Annotated in this window: 2 protein-coding genes; both read left to right on the top strand. The window is 73.4% G+C overall.

Annotated features, from left to right (window positions below; translation table 11 throughout):
- Positions 1-9094, top strand: a 9094-nt coding sequence (locus AC07DS_RS45175; RefSeq protein WP_479154546.1) for an SDR family NAD(P)-dependent oxidoreductase, incomplete at its 5' end; no start/stop codon positions are given.
- A gap of 190 nt (positions 9095-9284) precedes the next feature.
- Positions 9285-10184 carry a N5-glutamine methyltransferase family protein gene (locus AC07DS_RS45170; RefSeq protein WP_479154545.1) on the top strand — a complete coding sequence of 300 codons (900 nt, stop codon included), beginning with the start codon at positions 9285-9287 and terminating at the stop codon, positions 10182-10184.
- Positions 10185-10253 lie beyond the last annotated feature (69 nt).

The raw sequence follows: 10253 nt of genomic DNA, 5'->3' as shown, positions 1-10253 counted from the left end.
GGTCAATGGTCCGTCCTCGGTGGTGGTCTCGGGGGCGGCGGACGTGATCGAGTCGATCCGCTCGTACTTCGAGGTGCTGGGGCGCAGGGTGACCCCGCTGCGGGTGTCGCATGCCTTCCACTCGCCGTTGATGGACCCGATGCTGGACGACTTCCGGGCGGTTGTGTCGGGGCTGTCCTTCTCGGCGCCGCGGATCCCGCTCGTCTCCAATGTGACGGGTGAGTTGGCGTCGTCCGAGGTGGTGTGCGACCCGGAGTACTGGGTGCGGCACGTCCGTGAGACCGTCCGTTTCGCCGACGGAGTCAGCACCTTGAGCGAGGCCGGTGCCACCGCCTTCCTGGAACTCGGCCCCGACAGCGTTCTCACGGCACTGACGGCGGTCTGCGCGGACGACAGCGCAGTTGTAGCTGCCCCCGCCCTCCGCAAGGACCGCACGGAGGAACAGGCACTCGTCTCCGGCCTGGCGCGGCTGCACGTCAGCGGCGTAGGGCTCGACTGGATCTCGCTGTTCGACCGTACCGGTGCCCGGCGCGTCGATCTGCCGACGTACGCCTTCCAGCGTGACCGGTACTGGCCGGAGACGGGTCCTGTCCGGGCGGCGGCTGCTGTTCCCGCGGCGGATCCCGTGGAGGCAGGCTTCTGGGCCGCCGTCGAGGGTGGGGATCTGGCCACCCTCGCCTCGGACCTCGACGTGGACAGCGGGGCGCTCGAAGCGGTGCTGCCGGCGCTGTCGTCCTGGCGGCGGCACCGCCGTGACCAGTCGCAGCTCGACGCGCTGCGCTTCCATGAGACGTGGCAACCGTTGTCCCGGGTGGCGAACGCCCGCCCGGCCGGCCGTTGGCTCGTCGTCGCTCCTGCCCTCGCTCCCGCCCCCGGCCCCGCCGAGGAGTGGACGACGGCCGTCGTCGACGCCATCGGGGCGGACACTTTCTGCCTGAACACGGAGCCGTCGTCGGAGCGCGCCGTTCTGGCCCGGCAGCTGCGCGAACTGCCTGACTCCGGAGCCCCGTTCGGGGGCGTGCTGTCGCTCCTCGCGCTGGACGGCGAGAACGGCGTGACGGCGACCGCCACCCTGTTCCAGGCCCTGTCCGACGCCGGTGTGACCGCACCGCTGTGGTGTGTGACGCGCGGCGCGGTAGTGGTCGGTGCCTCCGAGGTACTGTCCGCCCCGGCCCAGGCCGGGGTGTGGGGACTCGGGCGTGTGGCGGCGCTGGAGCACCCGCAGCGGTGGGGTGGTGTGATCGATCTGCCCGAGACGATCGACCGTCACGCGGCACGGCGCTTCGCGGCGGTGCTGGCCGGCCTCGACGGCGAGGACCAGGTCGCGGTGCGGGCGTCCGCCGCCTACGGTCGCCGGCTGGCGCCCGCCCCCGCCGGGGCGCCCGACGCCGGATGGCAGCCGGGCGCGGCGGACGCGCCGGAGGCTCGTGGCACCGTGCTCATCACCGGTGGCACCGGCGGCCGGGGCGCCAGGGTGGCCCGACGGCTGGCGGGCGCGGGCGCGCACCGTCTGCTGCTCGTCAGCCGACGTGGTCCCGAGGCACCCGGTGCGGACGAACTCGTCGCCGATCTGCGACGGCTGGGTGCCGAGGCGTCGGCCGTCGCCTGTGACGTGGCCGACCGGGACGCCCTGGCCTCAGTACTGGCCGGTGTCCCGGGGGAGGCGCCGCTCACCGCTGTGGTGCACGCCGCGGGAGTCGTCGACGACGGCGTGCTCGACGAGCTGACGGCCGAGCGGTTCGACGCCGTCCACCGGGCGAAAGCGGCCTCCGCCCTCCACCTGCACGAACTGACACGCGATCTGGACCTGTCGGCCTTCGTGCTGTTCTCCTCCGTGGCCGGGGCGGTCGGCAGCCCGGGGCGGGCCACCGTGGCGGCGGCCGGCGCGGTGCTCGACGCCCTCGCCCACCACCGCCGGGCCCAGGGACTTGCGGCGACCTCGCTGTCCTGGGGCGCCTGGTGGGACGAGGACACGACCGACACCCTCGAAACAGCCGTCGAGGCACAGGACGCCGACGCCGACGCCGCGGATGCCCCGCCACGCCGGGCCTCCGTCCCCGTCGTCCACCCCGAACTGGCCCTCGCGGCCCTGTGGCAGGCCGTCACCCGGCCCGCCCCCACGCTGGTCCTGCTCGACCTCCAGCAGCCGCAGGTCCTCGACACGCTCGTCGGTCTGCGCGGCAACCCACTGCTGAGGGAACTCCCCGCAGCCGGGCGAACCCTCGAGCAAGCGGCTGCGGCCCGGGAGGAGTTCGCCTCCGAAGCCTCCGGGCTCGGGCAGAAGCTGCGGGCCCTGCCCGCGGGTGACCGCCTGCCGTTCGTCACCGACCTCGTACGCACCCATGTGGCGGCCGTCCTCGGTCACACCGGCAAGGAAGCCGTCGCAGCCGACCGCAAGTTCCGCGACCTCGGGTTCGACTCGCTCACCGCGGTCGAACTCGCGAGCCGGCTGGATCTCGCCACGGGGCTGAAGGTTCCGGCCACCTCCGTCTACGACTACCCGACCGCCACCGTCCTCGCCCAGCACCTGCTCGCCGAACTGCTCCACGAGCGGCCGGACGACGGCGTGCGCACCCCTGCCGCCGTGGGCGCCGCGACGGCGGACGATCCGATCGCCATCGTGGGCATGGCCTGCCGGCTCCCCGGCGACGTACGCTCGCCGGACGACCTCTGGCGGCTGCTGCGCGAGGGCGGCGACGGCATCGCCGCGTTCCCCGACGACCGCGGCTGGGACCTGCGGACCCTGCGCGCGGGCGACCAGGACGGCCGCGGTCGCAGCGCCACCCTGGAGGGCGGATTCGTCCCCGGAGTGGCCGACTTCGACGCAGCGTTCTTCGGGATCTCGCCGCGCGAGGCCCTGGCCATGGATCCGCAGCAGCGGCTTCTCCTCGAATCCTCCTGGGAGGCGATCGAGGGCGCGGGCATCGCACCGGACACCCTGCACGGCAGCCGGACCGGTGTCTTCGTGGGCACGAACGGTCTCGACTACGCGACCCTGATGATGAACTCCCGCGAGGACATCGGCGGGCACGCCGGAACCGGCCTCGCCAGCAGTGTCATGTCCGGCCGTATCTCCTACACGCTCGGCCTGGAGGGCCCTGCCGTCACCGTGGACACCGCCTGTTCGTCCTCGCTGGTGGCGCTGCACTGGGCCGCGCAGGCCCTGCGCAACGACGAATGCTCCCTCGCACTCGCGGCCGGTGTGACCGTGATGACCACCCCGGTGAGCTTCGCGGGCTTCACCGTCCAGGGCGGACTGGCCTCCGACGGCCGGTGCAAGGCCTACTCGGACGCCGCCGACGGCACGAACTGGTCCGAGGGCGTCGGTGTCCTCGTACTCGAACGGCTCTCGGACGCTCGCCGCAACGGGCACCAGGTCCTCGCCCTCGTCCGTGGCTCGGCGGTCAACCAGGACGGTGCCTCGAACGGCATCACCGCGCCCAACGGGCCGTCCCAGCAACGGGTGATCCGGCAGGCCCTGGCCGCCGCCGGACTCTCACCCGCCGACGTGGACGCCGTCGAGGGCCACGGTACGGGCACCGCGCTCGGCGACCCGATCGAGGCGCAGGCGCTGCTCGCGACGTACGGCCAAGGCCGTGACCAGGAGCGTCCGTTGCTGCTGGGCTCGCTGAAGTCGAACATCGGTCACACGCAGGCGGCCGCCGGTGTCGCCGGTGTGATCAAGACGGTGCTGGCCCTGCGGCACGGCATCCTGCCGAAGTCGCTGCACCTCGACGAGCCGTCCTCGCACGTCGACTGGACGGCCGGCGCGGTGTCCCTGCTGACCGAGGCCCGGCCCTGGCCGGAGGTGGACCGGCCCTGGCGGGCAGGTGTGTCCACCTTCGGCATCAGCGGTACGAACGCCCACGCGATCATCGAGCAGGCCCCGCCCGCCGAACCCGCCCCGGCCGACACGCCCGTCGTGCCCGCCGTGACGCCGTGGGTGGTGTCGGGCCGGACCCCGGCGGCGCTCGATGCCCAGCTGAAGCGGATCACTTCGCAGACCGGGCGTTCCGCGCTGGACGTGGGCCACTCCCTCGCGACCGGTCGGTCCGTCTACGCGCACCGGGCCGTCCTGATCGACGGAACCGAGGTCGCCCGCGGTGAGGCCGGGAGCCGCAGCACGGCGTTCCTCTTCTCCGGCCAGGGCGCACAGCGCCGGGGTATGGGCCGTGAACTGTACGACCGTTTCCCGGTGTTCGCGCAAGCCTTCGACGAGGTGTGCGGACACCTGGACCGGCACCTCGAACTGCCGCTGCGGGAGGTGATCTGGGGCGCGGACGCGGACCGCGCCGACCGGACGGTGTGGGCACAGACCGGGCTCTTCGCCGTCGAGGTCGCGCTCTTCCGCCTCCTTGTCTCCCTCGGCGTACGGCCCGACGCCGTGGCCGGTCATTCCGTCGGTGAGGTGGCCGCCGCGCACGTGGCCGGGGTGCTCTCCCTGGAGGACGCCTGCACGCTGGTCGCAGCCCGGGGCCGGCTCATGCAGGCGCTCCCCGAAGGCGGGGCGATGCTCGCCGTCCAGGCCACGGAGGCCGAAGCCGTCGCGCGGCTCACGGACACGGTCGCCGTCGCCGCGGTCAACGGGCCGGAGTCAGTGGTCCTGGCCGGTGACGAGGCGGAAGTGCTCCGGATCGGGCGGGAGTTCGCGGCTCTGGGCCGCAAGACGTCCCGGCTGCGGGTGTCGCACGCCTTCCACTCCCCGCTGATGGACCCGATGCTGGACGACTTCCGGGACATCGTGACCGGACTGTCCTTCGCGGTGCCGCAGATCCCGCTCGTCTCCAACGTCACCGGTGAGCCGGCGGCCGCCGGGCTGGTGTGCGACCCCGAGTACTGGGTGCGGCACGTCCGCCGGACCGTCCGCTTCGCCGACGGTGTCCGGGCGCTGCGCGAGGCCGGTGCGTCGGCGTTCCTGGAGATCGGCCCGGACGGTGTCCTCGCCGCCCTGGCCCAGCAGAGCCTGGACGGCGACGACCAGGACTGTGTGGTCGTACCGGCGCTGCGCAAGCAGGGCTCCGAAGAGCAGGCGCTGGTCACCGCGCTGGCGCGGATGTACGTGAGCGGCGTGCGGGTCGACTGGGCCCGCCTGTTCGACGGCACGGGCGCCCGCAGCGTCCAGCTGCCGACGTACGCCTTCCAGCACGACCGCTACTGGCCGCGCCCCGCACCGCTCTCCGGTGACGTGACCTCCGCCGGACTCATGCCGGCCGAACACCCGCTGCTCGGCGCGGCTGTCCCGCTGGCCGACTCCGACGGGCTGCTGTTCACCAGCCGGCTCTCCCTGCGGGTCCACCCGTGGCTGCTCGACCACCGGGTGAACGGCACCCCCCATGTCCCGGCGACCGCCTTCCTGGAGCTGGCCGTCCGTGCCGGCGACCAGGTCGGCTGCGCGCACGTCGCCGACCTCACCCAGACCGAACCGCTCCCGCTCGGCGGCGCGGAGGAGCCCGTCGTCCAGGTGTGGACCGGTGCTCCCGACGACACCGGGGCCCGTACGCTGGTCTGCTACGCCAGGTCAGCGGACGCCGCACCGGACGAACCGTGGACCCGCTGCGCCACCGGCACGCTGGTCTCCGACGAGTCCGCCGAGGCCGACGGGTGGGCCGGCGTTCCGTTCGACGCCCTGGTCTGGCCGCCCGCGGGTGCCGAGCGCGTCGACCTGCACGGCTTCCACGAGGCATCCGGTCACGGCCCGGCCTTCCAGGGCCTGCGGGCCGCCTGGTTGCGCGGCGACGAACTCCTCGCCGAGGTGGCGCTTCCCGGCGACATCGCCGAGGACGCCCGCTGGTTCGGACTGCACCCGGCCCTGCTCGACGCCGCCCTGCACGCCACCACGCTGCTCGGGTTCGGCGCGGAGGACCGGCGGTGGCAGCCCCGCCGTTGGAACGGGGTGTCGCTGCACGCGAGCGGTGCCTCCGTCCTGCGGGTACGGCTGGTCCGCCGTGGCGAGGACACCGTGTCCCTGACCGCGGTGGACGCCGAGGGCGCGCCCGTACTGTCGGTGCGGTCGCTGGAGCTCGCGGCGCCGGCCGAGGCACCGTCCCGTCGGGCAGGGCGCGATCCGCTGTTCCGCCTGGAGTGGGTCCCGGCCGAGACGGGCGGCGAGAGCGAACCGATGCGCTGTGTGGCCCTCGGTGCGGACGACTTCGGGGTGGGCGGCTCGACGGCCTCCCTGACGGCACTCGCCTCGGCGGCCTCCGACACCCCGGACCTGGTCGTCGTGTCCCTCGTCGCAGCGGCCGCCGACGACGTGCCCGCCGCCGTGCACGCGCTGACGACCCGCGTCCTCGAACTGGTCCAGGAATGGCTCGCCGAGGAGCGGTTCGCCGCCTCGCGACTGGTGTTCGTCACCCGCGGAGCCGTCCGTGGCGACTCCGAAGCCCTGCGCGACCTCACGGGCGGCGCCGCCTGGGGCCTGGTGCGCTCGGCCAACTCCGAGCACCCGGACCGCTTCGTCCTCCTCGACATCGAGCGGGACGAGGACGTCAGCACGGCCCTGGCACGCCTCTCCGGCCCGCTCGCCGCGGGCGAGGCCCAGTTCCTCGTACGCGACGGAGTCGTCCGGGTGGGCCGGCTGGCCCGCCTGATCACGGGCCCGAGCCTGCTGCCGCCGGCCGGTGTGCCGTGGCGCCTGGAGCGCACCGACGACACCGAGGGGGACGGACTGTGGCTCGCCCCCGGTCCGCAGACGGCTCAGCCCCTGGCCGCCGGACAGGTGCGCCTCGCCGTACGGGCGGCCGGGCCGGTTCCCGTGGACGGCCCGGTGCCACTCGGCCGGGTCGCGGGCACGGTCACGGAGACCGGCCCGGGGGTGACCGGGGTACGACCCGGAGACGGGGTGGTCGGCCTGGAGCCGGCGCCGCTCGGCCCGCTCGCCGTCCTGGACCAGCGGCAGCTCGCTCAACTGCCGGCCGACCGGACCTGGGAACAGGCCGCGGCCGCCGGCACCACGGCTGTCCCCTCGTACGACATCCGGCACGCCCGGGCCGCCCTGCGCGAGCACCCGACCGCCGAGGACGTCGTGTTCACCATGCCGCCGGTGTGGAATCCCGAAGGCACCGTGCTGATCACCGGTGGCACCGGTGCCCTGGGCCGCCATCTGGCCCGGCGCCTCACCGCCCGCGGTGTGCGCCACCTGCTGCTGACCAGCAGGCGTGGCCCGGACGCTCCCGGCGCGGCCGAACTGACCGCCGAACTGCGGGAGCTGGGGGCGAGCGTGACCATCGCCGCCTGTGACACCGCCGACCGGGACGCCGCCGCGGCGCTGCTCGCGGCGATCCCCGCGGAGCACCCGCTCACCGCGGTCGTGCACACCGCCGGTGTCCTCGACGACGGTGTCATCACCTCCCTGACCCCCGAACGGCTGTCTGCCGTGCTGCGGCCCAAGGTCGACGCGGCCTGGAACCTGCACGACCTCACCCGCGGCCTCGACCTGGCGGCGTTCCTCACCTTCTCGTCCATCGCCGGCGTCATGGGCAGTCCCGGCCAGGGCAACTACGCCGCGGCCAACTCCTTCCTCGACACGCTCGTCGACCACCGCACCGCCCTCGGACTGACCGGTACCTCGCTCGCCTGGGGTCCCTGGGTCCAGGACGACGGCATGACGAGCGAGCTGAGCGACACCGACATGCGACGCATGCAGTCCGGCGGCATGCCCCCGCTCTCCATCGAACAGGGCCTGGATCTCTTCGAGGCCGCGACCGGCTCCGCCGAGCCACTGGTCATCCCCATCGGACTGGCGGGCGGGGGGATGCGTCCGCAGGGCGAGGTCCCACCGCTCTTCCGCGGCCTGGTGCGAACCGCCCGGCGGACCGCCGTGAACGAGGCGGGCGGCGCGGACGTGACGGTCACCTTCACCCGGCGTCTGCTGGAACTCCCCGAGAGGGACCGGATGCGCTTCCTCACCGACGTCGTACGCACCGAGGCCGCCACCGTCCTCGGGTACGACACCGCCGGCGAGGTGGCGTCGGACCGGGACTTCTACGAGCTCGGCTTCGACTCGCTCACCGCGGTCGAACTGCGCAACAAACTGTCCGCCGTCACCGGCCTCAGGCTCCCCGCCACGGTCGTCTTCGACAACAAGACGCCCGCCGACCTGGCCGCCTGGCTGCGCGGCGAACTCGCCACCCGGCAGCCCGACTCCGGCGAGGAGACGGACGGCGCCCTCCTGGCACCCTCCGGCGCACCCGAACTCGACTCCCTGGAGCGGCTGTTCACCGACGCCCTCGCGTCCGGGAAGGTGACCGAGGCCCAGCGCATGCTGGCGACCGTGGCGGCGCTGCGGCCGAGCTTCGAGGCGACCGCCGAACTGGAGGACCTGCCCTGGGCGGCGAACCTCGCCGAAGGAGACCTGGGCCCGCGGCTGATCTGCGTCAGCGCCCCCACCGCCAACGCGGGCATCCACCAGTACGCCCGGTTCGCCGCACACTTCCGCGGCAAGCGGGACGTGTCCGCCCTGCCCCTGGTCGGCTTCTCGACCGGGGAACGGCTCCCGGCAACCCCGGAGGTCGCCACCCGCACCATCGCCGAGAGCGCCCTCCGGGCCGGCGAAGGCCGGCCGTTCGTCCTGCTCGGCCACTCCTCCGGCGGCTCCTTCGCCTACGCCGCGGCCGGACTGCTGGAGCACACCTGGGGGATCAGGCCCGCCGGTGTCGTCCTGCTGGACACATTCAGCTTCCGGCACGACGCCGGCGAAGGCGTCGACTACGGCGGCATGATGCGGCTCAACTTCGCCGGGGGCGGCGGCGCGGGTGGGGGCGCCGGGGCGGAAGCCTCTCCGGTGCGCCTGACCAACTCCCGGCTGTCCGCGATGGGCCGCTGGATGGTCCTGCTCAACCAGCTGAACGTCCAGCACACGACGGCTCCCGTGCTGCTGGTCACCTGCGACAGGTCGCTGGTGGGCGTGGACTCCGCGCCCATCGAGCAGCAGGACGCCCCGCGCCGTCGGCAGCCGCTCGTCACCGGTGCCGACGAACGCCTCGTCGACGCCGACCATCTCTCGATGATCCGAGAGGACTCCGCGAAGACGGCCGAGATCGTGGAGGAGTGGCTCGGGCGGTACCGCGAGCCCGGCACGCGCCAGGCGCACTGATCGTGAGGACCGGCAACGCCGGTCCGTCCTGATCGCCACGTAGACCTCCGGCGCGGAGGGGATGCCGAATCCTCACCGCACCGGAGGCTTTCGCCTCCGGTGCGAAAAGTCTCAGATCTCCCCTAGACATTCCGGGTGCATGGTGACTCCCGCACACAGGACGGCAACGAGACAGGGGTGGGTGGCGCTTGTGGAACGAAAGACGCACGACGCACATGTCGAGGACGCGGTTCATGCCCTGGGCCGGTCGGGCGCGGTGATGGCGCCGCAGGCGGAGGCAGAGGCCCTGGCGACACACGTGTTCGGAGCACCGGTGGACAGCCTGCCGCCGGGCAGCGAGCCCGACGACGAGTCGGCCACGCGGTTCCAGGCGCTGGTGGCCAGGCGGAGCGAGGGGATCCCCCTGGGGTATCTCACCGGCAGAGCCGCACTCTCGGGCATCGAGGTGGAGGTCGGTCCGGGGGTGTTCGTACCCATGATCGTGAGCGAGGCGACTCTCGCGAGTGGCATGAAGGCGATCGCGGACATCCCCGCCCCGACGGTGGTCGATCTGTGCACCGGTTCAGGGGCGTTCGCGCTCGCCGTCGCGCACCACGCCCCCGGCGCCAGGGTGCACGCCGTGGAACTCGACCAGGCCGCCCTCGACTACGCCCGCCGCAACAGCGCGCGACGCACCGCACTCGGCGACACGCCCATCGTGCTGCACCAGGCGGACGTCACACAGCCCCTGACCCTGGCCGAGCTGGACGGCACGGTGGACCTGGTGCTGTCATCCCCGCCGTACACCCCTGACGAGGCCCCCGTACCCGCCGAGTTCGGCGTGCACCAGCCGCGGGATGCGGTCTTCGGCGGACCCGACGGCCTGCGCGTCACCCGGCACGTCGTGGCGACTGCGGCGCGACTGCTGCGTCCGGGCGGCACGCTCGTCATCGAGCACGGACCCTTCCACGCCGAGTCCGTACCGGCTCTCCTGCGCGCCGACGAACGCTTCGAAGAGGTGTCCGACCACCCGGACGCGTATGTGGGACACCCCCTGTACGCCCAGGCCACCCGCAGCCGCCCGGGTACCTCCACCAACCACCGGGCATAGGCCGCCTCTAGGGAAAACCGCAGTCCACCGAGGTGAGACTGAGCCGGAAACCCGGCATCTCACCTCGAG

It is taken from the genome of Streptomyces sp. NPDC044064 (assembly GCF_056434245.1).
This window is presented reverse-complemented; position numbering and strand designations above follow the sequence as displayed.